This window comes from Acinetobacter sp. 1294596 (assembly GCF_000582925.1).
In the GTDB taxonomy this organism is placed as follows: Bacteria; Pseudomonadota; Gammaproteobacteria; order Pseudomonadales; family Moraxellaceae; genus Acinetobacter; species Acinetobacter radioresistens.
In genome coordinates, this window is sequence record NZ_JFCC01000037.1 from 13,198 (window position 1) to 31,305 (window position 18,108).

The window sequence follows — 18,108 nt, forward strand, 5'->3', positions numbered from 1 at the left end:
ACCTCTCCTGGCGTTAATGTATATGAATTTCTGCATCATTTGTGGGCATGAGACAACTGAAAAAATTCCTTTAGGCGATCATCAAATTCGTCGTGTCTGTGTTCAATGTGGAAATATACATTATGAGAATCCGAAGGTAATTTGTGGAGCTTTAGCACTTTGGGAAGATAAAGTCCTGCTTTGTCGCCGTGCTATTGAACCGCGTTACGGACTCTGGACACTGCCAGCTGGCTATATGGAATTATTTGAAACCATGGAACAGGGTGCAGCACGTGAAACCCGTGAAGAAGCTGAAGCCGAAATTCATATTGAACAGTTATACTGTATGTATAATATTCCACGAATCGGGCAGATCTATGTGCTGTTTAAAGCTAACTTAATTGATGGTACATTTGGAGCGGGTGAAGAAAGTATTGAATGTCGTCTCTTTGATGAACATGAAATTCCCTGGACTGAATTAGCTTTTCCGAGTGTTGAGCGGACTTTGCGTCATTATTTTGAAGACCGGAAAAATAATTCTTTTATTACCCATCTTGAAACTATTGGTACGCGTATAGATCATACCGGCTAATATAAAATATAATAAAAAGGCCAGAGCAAATTAACATTACTCTGGTCTTTCATAGAACTTGATTCATATAAATACAAATCATTTAATGTCAGAATTTTATTTAGTTTTAACCTGATAACAGTCTGGCAAAGTCATTTCTATTTTTCCGCCCGCCAGCTTTGCCAGATTTAAATCAGCCTGTGTGACTTCTTTTTTAGTTGGATCATTTTCAGTCTTTTTCTGGTTTGCATTATTAAAGGTATTCTGGAAGCTTGCTAATGTATTGGCCCATTGTACAGCTTCTCCTGCAGAGTCCGTAAAGCGAATTGACCTGTTACCGTTTAATAGTCCACCAAGCTGTATCCTTGCTCCCCCAACAGAAAGTATTTCACCATTTTCTGCGAGCTGCAATTTGACATTCATTCCCACTAATGCACCATTGATATTATTAAAAGTATCATTGGCTAAAATCATGCGTACAGAAATAGAATTATCATTAGTAAATACGCGGGCCGTGGTTCCTAAACGATACTGTTGCACTCCATAATTATCTATTAATTCCGGGCTGATACTATCTGAATTACATAAAGCCGTAGACATATCTGATGCAGTTGCATTTGGCCGGATATTAGTTCGAATATCTCCATTGGCATCTACTACAATGCCCAGTTTAATATTATTGACCGAAGTATCATTAAACTTGAAGGTCAGATCAGCATAAAGTGGAAAAATATAATTTTCGCCTACACGGCTATTATTAATAGACTTGAAGACTTTTTTATCCAGATAAGTAATATGGTAGATTTTGTACAGGTCCATAGGTCCTTGAAATAACTCACCGGCTACCTCCTGCTGCCAGTGGCCTAAATCATTTTTATCTGCTTCTGTAATCGTTGTTTTTCTGGTAATTTTTTTATAGAACTTTTCTTGCCCGGCCATAATACTGTTATTAAGTAGTTTACCTTGAGTAATGAGTAAATCCTGAGAGTTCTGTTCACTGACTTTAAATGTAAAAGGCTGATCTATTCTCTTAGTAAGTGGATTAATCCAGTGATCCTGTGATTCCGCAGTGATTCTCACTGGCCTGGTAGAGGTAATAAGTTCCAGATTAGCACCGATAACTGCAGATGTAGCTTTAGTAACACTTCCTTTCCATTGAATGCCACTCCCAAGAGTGTAACCCTGCCGGTCAGTAATCAGCATAAAATGACCTAAAGCACGTTTAATAGAAATATCATTTAAGTCACAAACTGGTTTATTACACCCTACCATGCCTTCTGAGCCGGCATTACTTGCTATTTGATCAATTAAATTTGTTGGAAAGACAGCAAATTCAGGTTGGTAAACTGCAGAATTAGCAATATTGACTAATTTATTTAGTGTAATAAAAGCATCTTGATCTGTAATTTGTGAAACATCCAGCCATGGGCGAATCAATTCAACATATCTTTTACTGACAATATCTTCGGCAGTCACTGAGGTAGAAATTTTTTCCAGATTTTGTCTTACTGCATCTGTAATATAAAGTGCCTGGATATCCGTAGGCACTTCAATTCTTTGTTCTTTGAGTGCCAATGCCTGAATAATTTTAACCAGTTCTAAGGCAACTTTCACGGTAGGATCACTCTGCTGAAGCATTTTAGCATCTTGCCCGGTTATTCCAGCAGCAAGATCAAGCAAGGTCAAACGAGGAACCGTACCAATTGTATCGGATGAGCTAATTTTATTGAGGTCTACTTCACCCAGACTAATTTTTCTGTCATCACTGCCCATCATAAAGAATTTTGCCTTATCGCCTGTACGGCAAGTTCCTGTAACTACAGAGTTAGCAAAATCCATTAAAGTTATAAACGTATTATTGGCGTCACTACTACAGGTAAAATTCAGACCATCAACGGGATAATCTAAAATAAATTCAGTACACCCTTTATCATTTGCTTTACATGTTCCATTGACATACGTCATCGTATCTTTTTCGGGGATAATATTTGCACTTTCACCACCGCAGCCACTCAATGCAGCCATTAATGCAGTCATCGTAAATGGTAGTAGATATTTATTTTTCATTCTTCATGCTCTTTTTTTCGGTTTAACGTAGTGCAATTAGTTTTAACTGTCCCTGATTACTCAGTACATAATTCGGCGTATCCGGTGCTGAAAGTAAGGGAGTCATTAGTAAGTACTGAGTACGGACTGGTATACGGATCACACCTTCAAGTTTTTTAAAATGAATCATTGAGGCATCAGTATCATGGTTTTTAAAGCCTCCAGCCCCCTCAATCACACAACCTTCTGCATCCAGAAATATGGCTAAAGGCCAATAAAAAGTTGGCCTGTTTTGCTGGGAGGCATATGAGTTAATCTGGACATGTTGTATCTGGTCAGATAGTTCAACCACTTCAAAATCGAACTGATCCTTTAAAGGAGCGCGCGGCCAGATATTAATTTCTTGCTCTGCATTCATCCTTTTAGCTTTCTTAATCTTTTTATCTTTAAAACACTGTTGTCCTAAACTTTCTACTGCTTCGGCCTGAGATATACGATAGTAAGTAGGAGCTAAAACAATTACCTGATTTGCCTGTATCGGACTCTTTTTGAACAGATGATCTAAAGTGGACTTGCCTACCCCTTTCTCTCTTTCAATAACCTGTAAACGCGTGGAGCCATTACGTGTATCAATAATCCCTTCTGGCATAGTATAGAAACGTTTTTTTCCATCTATATTGAATTCTTTATCTTCCAGATATTCACTTTTAATATATTGTTCACCGTCAATTACTGTTAAAGCCTGTTGCTGTGCGGTGAGAGCTGGAGTATTGATTTTTTGCTCTTTTTGATGGGTTGCTTGCGTCTCTGGAATAACAATATTTTTTTGTGGCATCACAACTCGTTTCGGCTGATTTATAGAAGAACTATATTCTGGCAACTTTTCTACTGGTTTAACTATCGATGTAACAGACTGTATTTCTTTAGGGGCGACAATCAACGGCTGATTATCTGCATTAATTATATCTTGAGCTGTTTTCTTCTCCATCCCATTTGAAGAAGATGCAACATTTTTTGATGACATAATCAATACATCTATCTGACTTTTGTCATCCCTAGATGTTTTTAGTTTATGAGTAAAATTGGTAGTTTCAGCCTCAGGCGGAACCAGCTTTTCAGGTCTTTTATCTGGGCGTCGTACTACCATAGGCCGCCCATCAGGACCAATAATAGTATGAAACTCTCCAGCTGATACAAACGATACTGGCATTAAACCTAATGCGAATATCATTTTAATGACGATATCCCTTTTCATTTTCTTTTCAAAGCCTACCACTTTGTTCTGTAACTTAGACCCAAGATTGTAATTTTAGTATCCGTTTTCATATTTAAACCCGCAAACGGGTTCAGCAAGATATTATTTACCCCAGGCAAATTACCTAAATTACTGCCACCTGCTGGAATTTTATCGCGGCTTTGTAAGAAACCAATTGATAAATCCAGATCTGTATCTGCATCAAAACGATAGCCTAATCCAAGACCAAATAGTTGTGCGTTATTGATTGGAACCATGGTATTACGTTTATGGTCAGGAATAGCACTGGTCCGTGGTTCATAGCCTGCCCGTAGCTTTAAACGGTCTGTAGCTGAATATTCGAGGCCAATTCCAAAATTCCATGGCGAAGTAAATTCTAGAGGTAAGGCCAGATTGGCATCCCCAATATTCTCAGATAAAAGTTTTGCAATTTTTAGCGCAGAAATTTCCCGGTCAAACTCAAATTTAAATTTGTCCCAAGCCCTATAGTCTGTCCAGCCTACATCGAAGTTAAGCTGTAAATCAGGTAAAATTTTATATTTTATTCCTGCCTGAAAATGTGCCGGGTATTCAAAATCCATAGCCACCAGCCCTGACTCACTTCCTGGAATAGAACGGGGAAAGCCTAAAATGGCAGCCAGGATCTGACCAGTCGGTGAAGACATGAGACCATTGATGAGTTCTTGTGGAGCTTTGGCATTATCAATATGGTATTTACCTTTTAACCGCATTTTTGCAGAACTTTGATATACCATGCCTAAGCTAAAGTCATCCGTTGGCTCCCACAGCACACCCAAGTTATAACTTGGACTCAGAGATTGTTCTAAAGCAACCTGCATCTGTCCAAAACGGCTAAAAGGATTCATACCTTCTTCAGCATTACAAATACCTAATAGTAAGATATCAGTAATAATGTCCTGATTTTCCTTGAAAGGTGTACAGACAACCTCATCAATCATACGTAACATTCCAATCAATTCATTAGGAAAACGTAAATCTGTTTTCAGACCAATGGCTTGATAAGACATGCCAATAGATGCGCCAATTGATAATTCATCATTCACTTCATAAGCAAAAGATGGCGATAGATAGGTAATCCTCTCCAAGGCAACCTGTTGCCCCATAAAGTTACCAGGATTACCATTTTCAGCACCAAAACCGGCTACCAGAGGTGCATACATAGCGGTAGCAAATGTAGTTTTAGATCCAGGCGGATTATATGCAATCCCCGCTGTTGGTGCGACCATTGGCATCCCTTCGCCCAAATCGACCATTTTTTTTAAAATCGGAACATACAGGCTGACGTACTCTACATCACCCCTGACCGGGCCTTTAAAATCAGTACACAAGTCCGAATCAACTTCTGGCCCGTCATTACATACTAATGGGTCATCAGAATAACCAAATACATTGTAGCCAGCAGGTACGGTAAATTCACGTTTGATATCAAAATTCGCCACAATTCCTTGCAGGTCGGTCTGTAAGCCCTCAATTTTGGTCAATGCCGCCGGGTTAAAATGGATTGCACTAATCCCGGGAGGGTCTGCTGTTACAGCATTTCCCATAGTTAATGACCGAATATCAACAGATAAATTTTGCCCTAATTGAGCAAATGTAACACTGGAACAGCCCGATAATAAAATTGCAGACACTAGCGGGCGAAGTCGATTAATTTTCATACGACCAGCCTCTTAGCGTAATTTTTTACCAAAACCCAAAATATCCAGTGGGAAAGAAAGACCTAAAGAGACATCAGGTGCATCTTCTGTCAGTCCTATACCCAGTGTACCGTTTACAATAGTCTCTGGTGATACCCGTACGCCTAGAGATATTGCAAAGGTTGAACTGGTTTGATCTGCAACCGAATAACTTTCTCCACTTGTATATGTGAATTCAGCATCAGTATTGAAACTTTGCTGATAAGACATGGTCATCGAAACATCATAGTTAAATGAATAGGCAAAACCAAAGGCGAATCCACCACTTATACCTGGATTAAACTCATCAATGATTCGTGACCCACGGCGTTGATTCAGTCCAGTTTCTTTAAAACCGTAGTTGGCTGATACTGAGGCGAAAAGTACAACAGGATCAATATATTTACGGGTACTCGCCCCTACACCTGCCGAATAATATCCTTTACCAGTAGAAAGATCTGTTGTTGGATTAATCTCATAAGGACTATCGCCAGTTTTACTGGAGAGATTACTAAATAAGATCAGCGGTAAGCGTCCAGCTTTTAAGGGAAAAGGCTCCCAACGCGCCCCTACTGAAATATCCCCCAGACCCGCAGTAGAAGCATCTTTGAGCAGATCTGTTTTCGCAACCAAAGGTAATGAAGCAGTGAACGTTAAATTATCCAGCACGCCATATTGAGCAGTAAAGGTATTGGTTAGGGTATGACTGGCATTTTCCTGCACCCGTAATTGGTATAGCTGCCCTTGAGCCATTTCTAGATCTAGTTGTGTATCTCTGTAATAAGTATAGTCGACATCATAATATGCAGAGATATCACCCTTTTTGATTAAAGAATACTGACGCTCATTGGATGTAAACACTTCCTGTAAATTGGTTTCTTTAGTCGCATCACCTGCCTGTTGTTGCAGAGCCATTGAAGCGTCTTGCTGCTCTGACACTGTTTCTGATGTAATAGGCTGTTCAGGAGATGCGGCTTCAATATCCTGCCGATTTGCTGTTTTTTCCTTCTCTGGCGCTCCCGGCTGTTCTGCCGCATAAGCCACCCCAAATAACATCTGAATACTTAAAGCCAAGACTGTTCTATTCATCCACTTACGGTCCATTTTCCATCCCACCTTTTTATTTTTTTAATTTCAAACAATTTCTGTGCTGCTATTTATTTTTGTAATAGAGTCTCAGATAGTTATAAGTAGGTTGCCCATAACTTTCTGATTCCTTATTCAAATTTCGATCTAGACGTATAGTTGAGGCTTTATCGGCAATTTTTTCCATATAGAATTGCGGATATTGAATATCCACAAAGGCATAACGGTTTACTGTGGCATCTTCTACATGACGCATATCGGCATCTTGCAAAGCCAACAGATTTTTTCTTTGTTCAGGCGCTACGTTAATCAAGAACAGTGTATTATTTTCCCAAATTTCCTTAAAACGCTGCTCTTCAAAACTTATATTCCCCAAAGCCGGGTCAGCGACGTAAACGCGCCCATTCTTATAGGCTTTATAAACCACAAAATGCTTAAAACCGGCGTAACTGATTGGTACAATTGCAGGCTGACCCTGCTTGACCAAATCTGAAAATTCTCCTTTATATCCTCCACTTTCTAAACCTAAAGCTTCTACAAAACGCTTCATGTCCAACAGGGAAAAACTGCGCCGCTCAATAATACGTTCTGTTTCACCAAACTTTAAAAGTCCATTCATGGTCTGTTGTTCTGATAAATCAGTGCCAACATACCCATTTAAAAGTGTGGTAAGTGCGGCTGAACCACAACTATAATCGTAAGCCTGACGGACAATACCTCGGAACTGGTCTTCTAATGCGGGTTTAATAAGTACAGGTTCTCTATGCATTCGGACAAAAGAGTTATTTCGAGAATCTAAAGTTTCTGTATAATAAACTGCTTCTTCCGGTTTCTTTTTTATTTCAAAGGCTTCCGTGGCAAAGTAATACATTAATGCCGAGCCTAAAGCGATCTCTAACATATCTTTAACTTTTTAGTTTTCAGTAATTATACTGATATTCGTTATTTTTCTAGAGTATAAACTCTACTTCCTTGTACCACTCAAGATACCTTTTTTTTTAAAAAATAACAGCTTTTTTTAGGATTTTTGAAAAAAATTATATTTTATTGTAAAAAAAAGCGCGTGAAGTCACGCGCTTTTAAGTAGAAATTTATTATCGGCCAGAAATGGTAATCACAGAACCTTGGTTGTATTGACCCATTGCAGGACTGTAATAAGTTTGTAGTCCCTGAATTTCTACATCCCCAATTGAAGCAGCATCGCGGCTACCTAAATGAACACCCTTAACATAGTTATCAATTGGACCTGAGTTACTTACCATACGGATATAGCCATTATTAGTACCTTCTTTACCGATCACACTAATTTTTTGATCAATTGATAGATCACGAGCATTAGCATCAGCTACTTTAATACTATCGACAAAAATTTCACCAGCAGCACGTGTAGCTGTTTTAGTTGAGTTATCTAGAATACCCAGGTTCTTGATCTCAAGACCACCCAGCATTTTTGCATCTAGCTTAATCATGGCGCCTTGTGGAGCTGCACCTAATTGAATATTTGCTGACATTGGCCCTGTTTTTAATGAAAGGCCAGAGAGAATAGCGTTATAGTTTGTATCATCCCCCCCACGACGAATACTCGTTGCAGTTGCAGGATCTGCTACAGCATTAGAACCGGTTACCCCAATCTCGCCAATATTAATATCTAGACCCGATACATCAGCAGCAATATTGATAAATGCACCACCAGCTGCTTTGTCGCCTGCATCAGAGTCAATACGCAGGTCAGCAAGATTACGAGTCGCTAGCAGATATTTGCCTGCATCATCATAATTGGCTTTGACTACTACACCCAGCTTTTCGTTAATATCGCCTGTTTTACCGTTGCCTTTAATGACGATGGCACCAGCCTTTCCAGCAGTGCTTCCACCTGTTAGGCCATCATTATCATGAATAAATAATTTTTCAATTTCAACCTTTGAAATACCAATCCCGATATTAATACCATCTTGGCCAGTGGTTGCACTTAATGAAGCATCATCCATCGCTTGCATTGCTATTGCATTTGCACTAATTGCCATAGAAGAAACTAAAGCAATTTTAGTAAACATTTTCATTCCATACTCTCCTAAGAGTTTTTATTTTTTTGATTGTCTAGCTACTCTTAATTTCTACTGTTTTTTTATTTTCTGCAGTAGAAACATCCTGTCCTTGAGTAGCTACTTTAGATTAGCAAGCTTAAGTTAGCCTGAGAGGATTAATTGATCAACTGCTGCCCATCATAATCAAAGCAAAACCGATAAACGGTATCTGGATTTAGGTCATAGTTAATTATGTAGTAATATGTACCACTGTTTTATCAGATGCACTTATAGACTATGCCAAAGCTGAAAAAAAAGCTTGATTTTTATCACAATGATCCTGCTTCTATTTTAAATAAATTGAGGGATTTTTTTGGTTTAGTTTATTTAGAAGATAATCATCGGCCTATTGTTGCATTTCTGCCAGATCAATATATTAAATACCAGTCCGGCTTATTTTCAGCTTATAAAAAAAATACTGATCATTCTTATTCAATTACTCATCATAAAATAGATTTACTTGATTTTGTTTGTTTAGATCCTGAATTTAAGGGTTCTTCTCAAGCAGGATTTAACGGTGGATATATTGGATTTATTAGCTACGATTTTGCTGCCCAACAACATCTTAAAATTCATATAGAATATAAAAAACAGCCAAGTTTATATTTAGGCAAATATCATCATTATTTAAAGTATGAAGCAGAAGAGTGGATATTTTATAGTGAAGGTCAAGATGCATTAATCATTTATCAAAATATTTATGATGCTCTTCATTTAGATCATGATTCAGATACTCAGGTGTTTCAGCTGGTTCAGACCTGTCAGCCACGCTGGACTAAACAGCAATATATTTCAGCCTTTAAGCAAGTGCAGGAATATATTACAGCAGGTGACTGTTACCAAATTAATTTAACTCAAGAGTTTAAAGCTCAAGGTGATGGTCATTTACTAGACTGTGCAGCGAAATTTTGGGCTATAACAAATGCACCTTATGCGGGCTACCTAAAAATAGATAATCTTGAAATTTTAAGTTGCTCTCCTGAGCTTTTTATTGATTTTAAAGAACAACAGCAAATTATAACACGCCCGATTAAAGGCACCATGCCGCGTTATACAGATCCGATACTTGACCAGAAAGCAAAAAACACTTTAATTAATTCCAAAAAAGATCAGGCAGAAAATGTTATGATCGTTGATTTACTGCGTAATGACTTCAGTCTCTATGCCCAAAAGGGTTCAGTTAAAACACTAAAATTATTTGAAATTGAAAGTTTTAATCAAGTCCATCATATGGTCAGTGAAGTACAAGCTATATTAAACAAAAATATTTCACCGTTTCAGGTCTTGTTATCTGCTTTGCCGGGCGGCTCAATTACGGGTGCGCCTAAAATACGTGCCATGGAAATTATTGCAGAACTTGAAGAAGCTGCTCGGGGTACTTATTGCGGTTCATTAGGTTATTTTAATTTTGATGGAACAGGCTGCTGGAATATCCTGATCCGGACCATCCAGAAATATGATCATGATATTTCTATCTGGGCAGGCGGCGGTATTACTATTGCTTCAGAACAGGAGGCAGAATATCAGGAATGTTTCGATAAAATATCTGCCATGCTGGACTTACTCAATACATGGCAGAGAACAGGTGAATCATAATCAGACTAGAATCTGATTTCTCAATGTATCAATAAGTCTTTGATTTTGTTCATCCGTACCGACAGTAATACGTAAATACTGATTAATACGGGGTTTGTTAAAATAACGTACAATAATGCCATGTTGACGCAGCTCGGCAGCCAAGTCAGCAGCATTTTTATGAGCTAAAGAAACAAAAATAAAATTAGCTTTAGAAGGTAATACCTTGAAACCTAAAGCTTCTAGCCCATTTACAAGCTGCTCACGGCTATCAATTACTTTCTGGCACATAGCCTGAAAATAGTCTTGATCCTGAAATGAAGCTACCGCAGCAGCAATAGCTAAACGGTCCATTGGATAGGAATTAAAACTGTTTTTAACAGTCTCAAGTGCAGCAATTAAATGTGGCTGGGCAATTGCAAAACCAACGCGTAAACCTGCGAGTGAACGTGATTTGGAGGTCGTCTGGCATACCACCAGATTATCATACTTACTTACCAAACTTACTGCAGATTCTGCACCAAAATCTACGTAGGCTTCATCTATAACCACTACAGAGTCAGGATTATTCTGAAGAATTTCTTCAATTGACAGCAGATCTAATGCAATGCTGGTTGGCGCATTTGGATTAGTAATAATAATACCGCCATTGGGTTGCCTATAATCAGTAATATCAATTTCGAATTCAGTGTTTAGTGGCAGTATTTTAGTTTTAACTCCAAAAAACTGGCTATATACCGGATAAAAGCTGTAGGTTATATCTGGATATAAAATCGGATGCTCTTGAATAAAAAATGCTTTGAAAATATGTGCAAGTACCTCATCAGACCCGTTGCCTACAAATACCTGACTGGCTGTAATACCTTGCTGCTGGGCAATTGCTTCTTTTAATGCAGTTGCATCGGGGTCCGGATAAAGACGTAATACATCAGCCTGATTAGCCAGTATAGCCTGTATTGCATCAACAACATAAGGTGATGGCGGATAAGGATTTTCGTTAGTATTTAATTTTAAAAGATTTTGAAGTTTAGGCTGTTCACCAGGAATATACGGTTCAAGTTTACGTACTTCAGGACTCCAAAAATGCATTTGTTCGGTAGTTAGTTCCATGTTTAAGATTCTCAAATTCATTTTCAAAAAAGGGCTGTTCCTGACAGCCCCTGAATTCTTTATAAAAGCCTCTCAATAGCGATAGCGGGCTGAGCGAGCATGAGCATCCAGATTTTCTTGCTGTGCCAGGATATCCGCAGTGCGTGCCAGTGGTTGTACGCCCTGTTCAGAACACATGATGAGACTGGTCCGCTTTTGAAAATCATATACACCAAGCGGAGAAGAAAAACGTGCTGTGCCTGATGTCGGTAAGACATGGTTCGGACCTGCACAATAATCACCAATTGCCTCTGGTGTATAACGGCCCATAAAAATAGCTCCTGCATGATGAATCAAGGTAGCCATCTCTTTAGCTTCATCAAGACATAATTCTAAATGCTCTGGAGCAACTTGATTAATCAGCTCTATTGCCTCTTTACGGCTATTTACCAGAACTAAAGCACCACGATTGGCAATTGAAGTACGGGCAATCTCGGCTTTGGGTAGCTGACTTAAATGTTTTTCAATCGCCTCTTCCACAGCCTGTAATAGCTGCTCATCTGGCGTAATAAAAATAGCTTGAGCCACAGTATCATGTTCTGCCTGAGACAGCACATCTATGGCTAGCCAGTCAGCATTATTTAGTCCCTCAGCATAAACCAGAATCTCTGAAGGACCAGCAATCATATCAATACCCACCTGCCCAAATACGGCACGCTTGGCTGCTGCAACAAAACGGTTACCCGGTCCGGTAATCTTGTCAACACGCGGAACAGTTTCTGTACCATAAGCAAGTGCAGCTACTGCCTGTGCTCCGCCAATAGTAAATACCCGGCTTACCCCGGCAAGGAATGCAGCGGCAAGTACCAGAGGATTTAATTCACCATCTGGTGCCGGTACTACCATAATTATTTCGGATACTCCTGCTACATGTGCAGGGATCGCATTCATCAGAACAGAGGAAGGATAAGAGGCCAAGCCACCCGGAACATAAATACCGACCCGATCTAGTGGAGTCACTTTCTGGCCTAAGGTATTGCCCAATTCATCTATATAAGACCAGCCATCCTGTTTCTGTGCCTGATGAAAGGCACGAATCCGATCCGCTGCCATCTCTAAAGCATCACGTACCTGCGGCTCTAAATTTTCAAATGCTGTTTTTAACTGTGCTTGAGTCAGTTCAAGTTCAGAAAACTGATGCGCTGGATGTCGATCGAACTGTTGAGTGAGTTTAAGAACGTGAGCATCACCATGTTGACGCACATCAGCAATGATCTGGTCTACAGTTTTTAAAAGTTCAGGGTCACTAACTGTCTCAAAAGCTAACAAGTCTGCAAAAGCTTGCTTGAAGTTTTGATCTTGAGTCGATAAACGTCGCATCAATTTACCCACAAGGTCTATGTAAAACTTTAGTTTACCTGTTTTCTACGAACTTGTGGGTAGGAATCGCTCTTGTATTCAAGGACTTTTATTGAAAATAACTTTTGCTAAGATTGATGAAGTTTCAAATTTGCGGTAAAACCAATTAAGGTATAAAAAAACCGTCCTTGAGGACGGTCTTAGATAACAAATATTTTATGGGCTCATTTGCTGGCGTGCTTCTACTGCTTTTTCCAGCTGCGCAATAATTGGATTGAGCAATGCCTGCTTACGTTTAAAGCTAGCTTTATTAACAATGAGACGTGAAGACACTTTACAGATTTCTTCGAGTGGCTCCAAACCATTAGCTCGCAAGGTATTGCCGGTATCTACGACATCAACAATATAGTCCCCCAAGCCGACCAAGGGAGCAAGCTCCATTGAACCATAAAGTTTAATTACATCTACCTGCTCCCCCAGACTTGCATAGTACTGGCGAGTCAGATTGACATATTTAGTGGCAATTTTTAAACGTCCTTGCGGACGTTTCATACCAACTTTGCCTGCTGTCATTAACTTGCAGTTAGCAATTTTTAGATCAAGTGGCTCATAAACATGCTGAGCCCCATGTTCCATCAACACATCTTTACCAGCAACGCCCAGATCTGCTGCACCATTTTCAACATAGGTAGGTACATCTGAAGCACGTAAAATTAGAATACGTACCTGCTTATGGGTAGTTGGAAAAATTAGCTTGCGAGACTTTTCCGGATCTTCCAGCAGATTAATACCTGCTGTTTCAAGTAAAGGTAATGTTTCTTTTAAAATACGTCCCTTACTCAAAGCCAAGGTTAAACCATGATCAAAATTACCCATTACATCAAAATTTGGATCATCGTTTCTTACTTCACTCATGCACTTACTCGCTTAATCTGGGCACCTAAACTCTGAAGTTTAGCCTCAACATTCTCATAGCCCCGGTCAATATGATAAATACGGTCAACGATGGACTCCCCTTCAGCTGCCAGCGCGGCCAATACCAGAGAGAATGAAGCCCTCAGATCTGTAGCCATGACCGGAGCTGCTGATAATTTTTCAACTCCTGTCACGACGGCATCGTTACCTTCCACCTGTATATTGGCTCCCATGCGTGAAAGCTCAGGCACATGCATAAAACGATTTTCAAAAATTGTTTCACTAATAGTTGCAAAACCATGTCCAATCGCATTAACAGCCATAAGCTGTGCTTGCATATCTGTCGGGAAGTCGGGATGAGGTAAGGTACGGAAACTTACTGCTTTAGGACGTTTATCCTGCATATCCAGTTCGATCCAGTCATCTCCGCGTGTGACTTCTGCACCCATTTCCTCGAACTTATCTAGCACTGCCTCAAGTAATGTCGGGTCTGTATGGGTCGTCTTAACCTTACCCCCAGTAATCGCGGCAGCAGCCAGATATGAACCGGTTTCAATACGGTCAGCTACTACAGCATATTCACAGCCTTGCAAAGATTCTACGCCTGTAATCACCAACGTATCTGTATCTACACCTTCAATCTTGGCTCCCATTTTAATGAGCATATTAGCCAAATCTGTAATTTCCGGCTCACAAGCAGCATTACGCAGTGTAGTCACACCTTCTGCCAGTACTGCTGCCATTAAAATATTTTCTGTACCGCCTACTGTAACCATATCAAAGGTAATATCTGCACCTTTTAAACGGCCATCTACTTTGGCATTAACATAGCCATTTTCAACTTCAATATGTGCGCCCAATGCTTCGAGTGCCTTGAGATGCTGGTCAACCGGACGCGATCCGATTGCACAGCCACCCGGTAGGGAAACCTGAGCACTGCCATAACGGGCTACCAATGGCCCAAGCACTAAAATAGAGGCACGCATCGTTTTAACCAGCTCATAAGGTGCAAACTGATTATTTAAGGTAGAGGTATCTGCCTTGACTGTATCACCACTGTAGCTGATGCTAATTCCTAGACCGGCAATCAGTTCTACCAGCGTATTTACATCTTTTAAGTTAGGAACATTGGTCAGTGTAATAGGTGTTTCGGCAAGAATAGTGGCGGCAAGTAAAGGTAAAGCTGCATTCTTTGCACCCGAAATACGTACTTCACCCTGGAGCTTGATACCGCCATTAATTACAAATTTATCCATTTAAGTCTTAAGCTCCGAACAGGCTTGCTTTGCGCCACTCTTCTTTGGTCATTGCGCGAATAGTGACCGCGTGCACTTCACCGCTCGCGATATAGGAATTTAGAGGAGCATATATTGCCTGCTGACGAGCAATTGTACGTTTACCTTCAAACTGATCATCAACAATACGAAGATCAAATTTTCCCGCCTGTCCGCTCACAGCAACTTCTGCCTCTGGAAAAGCAGCTTGTAGAATCTCAGTGAGCTGTTCACTATTCATTGTAAAAACCTCTTGTAAGACTGACGGTGTAAAAACCAGATATATTACTATAACTCTAAAGGAATAATGCAGTTGGCCTGTAAAATTTACACATGAAAAAAAAGAGGTATTAAACCTCTCTTTTAAACTGTTTCGTTAAATTGCTAAAGGTTGATAACTACATTGCAACTTTCTATGTTTATAAAGCTGTCTTTTTATTTTTTCTGATAATTTCTTAATAGAAGTATACATATCATCTGCACAAGCCTGTGCAAATAGCTCAATTCCAGGTAAACGGATAATCGCTTCAGCCTTATGGTTAGCACTACCTTTTTTTGAACGCTTGGTAACTTCATGATCTTTACTAAGCTTGACCTGCATACTATTTACCTGGTCAAGATGCTGAGTCAGCTGATTAAACTTGAAACGGATATCCTGCTCTATTGCAGGGGTAATCGTTAAATGGTGGCCACGAATGGTAATTTGCATAATTCTATTCCTCACCTCGTTTCAGGCTTTAAAGTCAGAACAGGGATAGTCTAATGACAGAAAATAGAATTCTGTTAAATTATATCAAACCATTCCTGCCTCTCCTCTAAATCAAAATGAAAGTTTCACTATGCTGTCATAATGAACTATTAGAATAGCTCGACTAAAAACTAGATCAAGACCTTTCGGTCAGAAGACGACGGAATATTTAAAGATTCACGATATTTTGCTACTGTCCTGCGTGCTACATCAATCCCTTCTTCTTTAAGTAAATTCGTAATGGAATTATCAGACAAGGGTTTACGGGGATTCTCATTTGAGACTAGTTTTTTAATCATGGCACGAATTGCAGTTGAAGAAGCCTCGCCCCCTGAGGTGGTGCCTACGTGACTTGAAAAGAAATACTTAAGCTCAAACAGGCCACGTGGAGTCAGCATATATTTGTTACTTGTGACCCGGGATACAGTTGACTCATGCAGCTGTACTTCTTCAGCGACCTCTCTCAAAATGAGGGGTTTCATGCCCTCTGCCCCAATTTCAAAAAAAGTCCGCTGATGTTCAACAATACAGCTGGCTACTTTTAATAAAGTTTTATGCCGCTCATCAATACTTTTAATAAAATTTTTTGCCTCATATAACTGATCTTTTAAATAATTATTATCGGTACTTTGATCAGCGCGCCGAATCATACCAGCATAAAAAGAATTAATACGCAGTTTAGGTAAAATATCGGTATTTAGCTGAACATGCCAAATCTGGTCCTTCTTAGATACAATTACATCAGGAATCTGATAATTAGATGATTCATCCTCAAATTCTATACCGGGATAAGCTTTTAAAGTTTTAAGCATATTAATTGCTGACTTTAAACGTTCAGTATTCAACCCTGTCTGTTTTAATAGCTTGCCAAGATCATTAGCAATCAGTAAATGATAATGCTCCAGCAATATCAAAGCATCCTGAATAACTGGCACAGAGGGTAAAGCTTCAAGCTGAATCCTAAGACATTCTGCCAGATTACGTGAGCCTGCACCCAAAGGATCAAGCCGCTGAATATGCTTGAGTACCACATAAACCTCATCATCCTCTACTTCTTCTTCATGACCCATTTCTGCAAGTAAATTCTGAACAGAAGCAGTAATTTCTTCAATTTCAGCTTCAAGAAAGCCTCGTTGGTCTAAAGAATCAACTAAACAATAGGCAATTAACTGATCAATCTGGGAAAAATGTAAAAGGTTAATTTGCTCAAGCAAATGCTGTTTTAAACTTAAAGATTTATGATTATTGTCCTCTTGTTCCTGAAACTCAGGAATCTCAAGCGCGGTAGACTGGTGAATATAAACTTCATCCCAATGAGTATCTACTGGTAGCTCTTCAGGTAAATGATCTGCATTTAGACTCTGATCAAGCTCATGAATATCTGTATTATTAGAATTTGATAGGGTAGAAATTGAATTTTCATCATCTATTTGTTCAAGTAAAGGATTACTTTCTAACTGAAGCTGGATTTCTTGTTCGAGTTCCAAACTAGATAACTGAAGTAAACGGATGGCTTGTTGTAATTGGGGAGTAAGGGATAAACTATTTGCAACTTTAAGCCCAACCGACAACTTCATAATATCCCATCCTTACTTTATCATATAAAATTAATGCAATTTTTATGCCTTTTTTAATTTTTATAGCATATTTTTATTATAAAACATACAATTTATTTTTTAGGATAGCCAGCTAATTAAAAAATTTTAAACTCTTAAGCAGCTTAAATAGATCAGCTATTGCCAGCACTGCTATGGCTAACTCTCTTTCTTTTTTAAATCCCACGCATAAAAAAAGCCCCCTCACATGAGGGGGCTTTTTAGAATAATGAGCTGGCGATGACTTACTCTCACATGGGTAACCCCACACTACCATCAGCGCTAAGAGGTTTCACTTCTGAGTTCGGGAAGGGATCAGGTGGTTCACTCTTGCTATGGTCGCCAGCACAACTGTTGATGGACTTGTTCGGGTCTGATTTAACTGCGGTGCAGTATGTGCCGTACTTTGGTCCAAATGAGTTATTAACAGCGGGCAGATCTGGGTCTGAATTGTATGTTCTAGCATAGGGCTGAATCAAGGGATATTGCATATTTATGAATCGATTGATGCTTTGTATACAACTGTTTGGGTGTTGTATAGTCAAGCCTCACGAGCAATTAGTATTGGTCAGCTTCACATATCACTATGCTTCCACATCCAACCTATCAACGTCCTGGTCTTGAACGGCTCTTTAGGTGACATAAAGTCACGGGGAAATCTTATCTTGAGGTAGGCTTCCCGCTTAGATGCTTTCAGCGGTTATCCCTTCCGAACATAGCTACCCGGCGATGCGACTGGCGTCACAACCGGTACACCAGAGGTTCGTCCACTCTGGTCCTCTCGTACTAGGAGCAGATCCTCTCAAATTTCCAGCGCCCACGGTAGATAGGGACC

Annotated in this window: 15 protein-coding genes and 2 rRNA genes; 2 read left to right on the top strand and 15 right to left on the bottom strand. The window is 39.5% G+C overall.

Annotated elements, in window-relative coordinates; all coding sequences use genetic code 11:
• The first annotated feature begins 22 nt into the window (after positions 1-22).
• Positions 23-571, top strand: a complete 549-nt coding sequence (locus J502_RS12110; protein WP_005404874.1) for an NUDIX hydrolase — start codon at positions 23-25, stop codon at positions 569-571.
• 96 nt (positions 572-667) lie between these two features.
• Here J502_RS12110 and filF read toward each other — a convergent pair whose 3' ends face one another.
• From filF to filA, 6 genes are all read right to left on the bottom strand, one after another.
• Entirely contained in the window at positions 668-2,617 is a 1,950-nt protein-coding gene (filF, locus tag J502_RS12115) for a putative pilus system protein FilF (RefSeq protein ID WP_034684269.1), read from the bottom strand.
• Between the two features lie 22 nt (positions 2,618-2,639).
• The gene (gene filE / locus J502_RS12120; protein WP_138000988.1) at positions 2,640-3,851 is read right to left on the bottom strand and encodes a putative pilus assembly protein FilE; all 1,212 of its coding nucleotides are present in this window, start codon (positions 3,849-3,851) and stop codon (positions 2,640-2,642) included.
• Positions 3,852-3,865: 14 nt separating this feature from the next.
• Complete coding sequence (filD, locus tag J502_RS12125; protein ID WP_005406838.1) at positions 3,866-5,530, bottom strand: putative pilus system OmpP1/FadL family transporter FilD; 1,665 nt, start codon at positions 5,528-5,530, stop codon at positions 3,866-3,868.
• A 12-nt stretch (positions 5,531-5,542) separates the two neighbouring features.
• Complete coding sequence (gene filC, locus J502_RS12130; RefSeq protein WP_034684272.1) at positions 5,543-6,652, bottom strand: putative pilus system protein FilC; 1,110 nt, start codon at positions 6,650-6,652, stop codon at positions 5,543-5,545.
• Positions 6,653-6,701: 49 nt separating this feature from the next.
• Entirely contained in the window at positions 6,702-7,535 is an 834-nt protein-coding gene (filB, locus tag J502_RS12135) for a putative pilus system C39 family peptidase FilB (protein WP_005406523.1), read from the bottom strand.
• Positions 7,536-7,728: 193 nt separating this feature from the next.
• Positions 7,729-8,694 carry a putative pilus system protein FilA gene (gene filA, locus J502_RS12140; protein WP_034684274.1) on the bottom strand — a complete coding sequence of 322 codons (966 nt, stop codon included), beginning with the start codon at positions 8,692-8,694 and terminating at the stop codon, positions 7,729-7,731.
• Between the two features lie 261 nt (positions 8,695-8,955).
• Between filA and J502_RS12145 the strand changes: the two genes are divergently transcribed.
• Positions 8,956-10,314: an anthranilate synthase component I family protein gene (locus tag J502_RS12145; RefSeq protein ID WP_034684275.1), complete on the top strand. Its 1,359-nt coding sequence runs from the start codon at positions 8,956-8,958 to the stop codon at positions 10,312-10,314.
• Here J502_RS12145 and hisC read toward each other — a convergent pair whose 3' ends face one another.
• The 9 genes from hisC to J502_RS12190 form a co-directional block, all read right to left on the bottom strand.
• Positions 10,315-11,403, bottom strand: coding sequence for a histidinol-phosphate transaminase (gene hisC / locus J502_RS12150; protein WP_034684277.1), 1,089 nt, complete (start codon positions 11,401-11,403; stop codon positions 10,315-10,317).
• A 72-nt stretch (positions 11,404-11,475) separates the two neighbouring features.
• Positions 11,476-12,774: a histidinol dehydrogenase gene (gene hisD / locus J502_RS12155; protein ID WP_171072022.1), complete on the bottom strand. Its 1,299-nt coding sequence runs from the start codon at positions 12,772-12,774 to the stop codon at positions 11,476-11,478.
• A gap of 183 nt (positions 12,775-12,957) precedes the next feature.
• Positions 12,958-13,656, bottom strand: coding sequence for an ATP phosphoribosyltransferase (hisG, locus tag J502_RS12160; protein WP_005018563.1), 699 nt, complete (start codon positions 13,654-13,656; stop codon positions 12,958-12,960).
• Positions 13,653-14,912: a UDP-N-acetylglucosamine 1-carboxyvinyltransferase gene (gene murA / locus J502_RS12165; RefSeq protein WP_005018560.1), complete on the bottom strand. Its 1,260-nt coding sequence runs from the start codon at positions 14,910-14,912 to the stop codon at positions 13,653-13,655. Before murA ends, hisG begins: the two co-directional genes overlap by 4 nt.
• A gap of 7 nt (positions 14,913-14,919) precedes the next feature.
• Complete coding sequence (ibaG, locus tag J502_RS12170; protein WP_005406709.1) at positions 14,920-15,171, bottom strand: BolA family iron metabolism protein IbaG; 252 nt, start codon at positions 15,169-15,171, stop codon at positions 14,920-14,922.
• A gap of 135 nt (positions 15,172-15,306) precedes the next feature.
• On the bottom strand, positions 15,307-15,639 hold the full coding sequence (gene hpf / locus J502_RS12175; RefSeq protein WP_005018556.1) for a ribosome hibernation-promoting factor, HPF/YfiA family: 333 nt from the start codon (positions 15,637-15,639) through the stop codon (positions 15,307-15,309).
• A 170-nt stretch (positions 15,640-15,809) separates the two neighbouring features.
• The gene (locus tag J502_RS12180) at positions 15,810-17,255 is read right to left on the bottom strand and encodes an RNA polymerase factor sigma-54 (RefSeq protein WP_005406579.1); all 1,446 of its coding nucleotides are present in this window, start codon (positions 17,253-17,255) and stop codon (positions 15,810-15,812) included.
• Positions 17,256-17,505: 250 nt separating this feature from the next.
• Positions 17,506-17,620: ribosomal RNA gene (gene rrf, locus J502_RS12185) — 5S ribosomal RNA — on the bottom strand.
• Between the two features lie 190 nt (positions 17,621-17,810).
• Positions 17,811-18,108, bottom strand: a 23S ribosomal RNA gene (locus J502_RS12190); the annotation flags it as partial.

What these genes read in the sequence shown, in the direction of transcription:
- J502_RS12110 (WP_005404874.1), top strand. Translation starts at nt 23, where the DNA reads ATGAATTTCTGCATCATTTGTGGGCATGAGACAACTGAAAAAATTCCT.
- filF (WP_034684269.1), bottom strand. Translation starts at nt 2,617, where the DNA reads ATGAAAAATAAATATCTACTACCATTTACGATGACTGCATTAATGGCT.
- filE (WP_138000988.1), bottom strand. Translation starts at nt 3,851, where the DNA reads ATGAAAAGGGATATCGTCATTAAAATGATATTCGCATTAGGTTTAATG.
- filD (WP_005406838.1), bottom strand. Translation starts at nt 5,530, where the DNA reads ATGAAAATTAATCGACTTCGCCCGCTAGTGTCTGCAATTTTATTATCG.
- filC (WP_034684272.1), bottom strand. Translation starts at nt 6,652, where the DNA reads ATGGACCGTAAGTGGATGAATAGAACAGTCTTGGCTTTAAGTATTCAG.
- filB (WP_005406523.1), bottom strand. Translation starts at nt 7,535, where the DNA reads ATGTTAGAGATCGCTTTAGGCTCGGCATTAATGTATTACTTTGCCACG.
- filA (WP_034684274.1), bottom strand. Translation starts at nt 8,694, where the DNA reads ATGAAAATGTTTACTAAAATTGCTTTAGTTTCTTCTATGGCAATTAGT.
- J502_RS12145 (WP_034684275.1), top strand. Translation starts at nt 8,956, where the DNA reads ATGCCAAAGCTGAAAAAAAAGCTTGATTTTTATCACAATGATCCTGCT.
- hisC (WP_034684277.1), bottom strand. Translation starts at nt 11,403, where the DNA reads ATGGAACTAACTACCGAACAAATGCATTTTTGGAGTCCTGAAGTACGT.
- hisG (WP_005018563.1), bottom strand. Translation starts at nt 13,656, where the DNA reads ATGAGTGAAGTAAGAAACGATGATCCAAATTTTGATGTAATGGGTAAT.
- murA (WP_005018560.1), bottom strand. Translation starts at nt 14,912, where the DNA reads ATGGATAAATTTGTAATTAATGGCGGTATCAAGCTCCAGGGTGAAGTA.
- ibaG (WP_005406709.1), bottom strand. Translation starts at nt 15,171, where the DNA reads ATGAATAGTGAACAGCTCACTGAGATTCTACAAGCTGCTTTTCCAGAG.
- hpf (WP_005018556.1), bottom strand. Translation starts at nt 15,639, where the DNA reads ATGCAAATTACCATTCGTGGCCACCATTTAACGATTACCCCTGCAATA.
- J502_RS12180 (WP_005406579.1), bottom strand. Translation starts at nt 17,255, where the DNA reads ATGAAGTTGTCGGTTGGGCTTAAAGTTGCAAATAGTTTATCCCTTACT.